Raw genomic sequence first — 2,381 nt, forward strand, 5'->3', positions numbered from 1 at the left:
GGGTGAGTACAAAGGAAGCGTCCGTTCCTTGAGAACTCAACAGCGTGCCAAAAATCAACGCCAGATATGTTGATACCCCGTCTGCCGGACATTGTCCGGTGGTCGAGGTTCCTTTGAAACAAACACAGCGAGGACGCTGTGAACGGCCGGGCTTATTCCGCCTGGCTGTTCCGCTCTCGTGGTTTGCACCCGATTACGGGTACACATTCACGGAGAGTTTGATCCTGGCTCAGGACGAACGCTGGCGGCGTGCTTAACACATGCAAGTCGAACGATGAACCACTTCGGTGGGGATTAGTGGCGAACGGGTGAGTAACACGTGGGCAATCTGCCCTTCACTCTGGGACAAGCCCTGGAAACGGGGTCTAATACCGGATACGACACTCTCGGGCATCCGATGAGTGTGGAAAGCTCCGGCGGTGAAGGATGAGCCCGCGGCCTATCAGCTTGTTGGTGAGGTAACGGCTCACCAAGGCGACGACGGGTAGCCGGCCTGAGAGGGCGACCGGCCACACTGGGACTGAGACACGGCCCAGACTCCTACGGGAGGCAGCAGTGGGGAATATTGCACAATGGGCGAAAGCCTGATGCAGCGACGCCGCGTGAGGGATGACGGCCTTCGGGTTGTAAACCTCTTTCAGCAGGGAAGAAGCGAAAGTGACGGTACCTGCAGAAGAAGCGCCGGCTAACTACGTGCCAGCAGCCGCGGTAATACGTAGGGCGCGAGCGTTGTCCGGAATTATTGGGCGTAAAGAGCTCGTAGGCGGTCTGTCGCGTCGGATGTGAAAGCCCGGGGCTTAACCCCGGGTCTGCATTCGATACGGGCAGACTAGAGTGTGGTAGGGGAGATCGGAATTCCTGGTGTAGCGGTGAAATGCGCAGATATCAGGAGGAACACCGGTGGCGAAGGCGGATCTCTGGGCCATTACTGACGCTGAGGAGCGAAAGCGTGGGGAGCGAACAGGATTAGATACCCTGGTAGTCCACGCCGTAAACGGTGGGAACTAGGTGTTGGCGACATTCCACGTCGTCGGTGCCGCAGCTAACGCATTAAGTTCCCCGCCTGGGGAGTACGGCCGCAAGGCTAAAACTCAAAGGAATTGACGGGGGCCCGCACAAGCAGCGGAGCATGTGGCTTAATTCGACGCAACGCGAAGAACCTTACCAAGGCTTGACATACACCGGAAACGGCCAGAGATGGTCGCCCCCTTGTGGTCGGTGTACAGGTGGTGCATGGCTGTCGTCAGCTCGTGTCGTGAGATGTTGGGTTAAGTCCCGCAACGAGCGCAACCCTTGTTCTGTGTTGCCAGCATGCCCTTCGGGGTGATGGGGACTCACAGGAGACTGCCGGGGTCAACTCGGAGGAAGGTGGGGACGACGTCAAGTCATCATGCCCCTTATGTCTTGGGCTGCACACGTGCTACAATGGCAGGTACAATGAGCTGCGAAGCCGTGAGGCGGAGCGAATCTCAAAAAGCCTGTCTCAGTTCGGATTGGGGTCTGCAACTCGACCCCATGAAGTCGGAGTTGCTAGTAATCGCAGATCAGCATTGCTGCGGTGAATACGTTCCCGGGCCTTGTACACACCGCCCGTCACGTCACGAAAGTCGGTAACACCCGAAGCCGGTGGCCCAACCCGTAAGGGAGGGAGCTGTCGAAGGTGGGACTGGCGATTGGGACGAAGTCGTAACAAGGTAGCCGTACCGGAAGGTGCGGCTGGATCACCTCCTTTCTAAGGAGCACTTCTACCGAGCCCCACGGGGTGAGGTCAGAGGCCAGATCATCAGCGAACGTCTGATGCTGGTTAGCTCATGGGTGGAACGTTGATTATTCGGCCGGTTCACGGGCCGGAGGCTGTGAGTACTGCTCGTAAGAGTGTGGAAAGCATGATCTTCGGACGGGGAACGGTCGGGCACGCTGTTGGGTGTCTGAGGGTATGGCCGTATGGCTGCCTTCAGTGCCGACCCCAGTGCACTCCGGTGATTGACCGGGGGTGATGGGTGGTTGGTCGTTGTTTGAGAACTGCACAGTGGACGCGAGCATCTGTGGCCAAGTTTTTAAGGGCGCACGGTGGATGCCTTGGCACCAGGAACCGATGAAGGACGTGGGAGGCCACGATAGGCCCCGGGGAGTCGTCAACCAGGCTTTGATCCGGGGGTGTCCGAATGGGGAAACCCGGCAGTCGTCATGGGCTGTCACCCTTGCCTGAACACATAGGGCAAGTGGAGGGAACGCGGGGAAGTGAAACATCTCAGTACCCGCAGGAAGAGAAAACAACCGTGATTCCGGGAGTAGTGGCGAGCGAAACTGGATGAGGCCAAACCGTATGCGTGTGAGACCCGGCAGGGGTTGCGTATACGGGGTTGTGGGATCTCTCTTTC

The 2,381-nt window shown here is 58.3% G+C and carries 2 rRNA genes (1 of these 2 running past the window's edge); both read left to right on the forward strand.

Features of this window, described 5'->3' with window-relative positions:
- Positions 1–206 precede the first annotated feature (206 nt).
- Positions 207–1,732, forward strand: a 16S ribosomal RNA gene (locus tag ACZ6BB_RS42055).
- Between the two features lie 315 nt (positions 1,733–2,047).
- A 23S ribosomal RNA gene (locus ACZ6BB_RS42060) occupies positions 2,048–2,381 on the forward strand (it continues 2,867 nt past the right edge of the window).
- The 16S and 23S rRNA genes sit together here, the layout of an rRNA operon.

This window comes from Streptomyces sp. NPDC041108, from assembly GCF_055592645.1.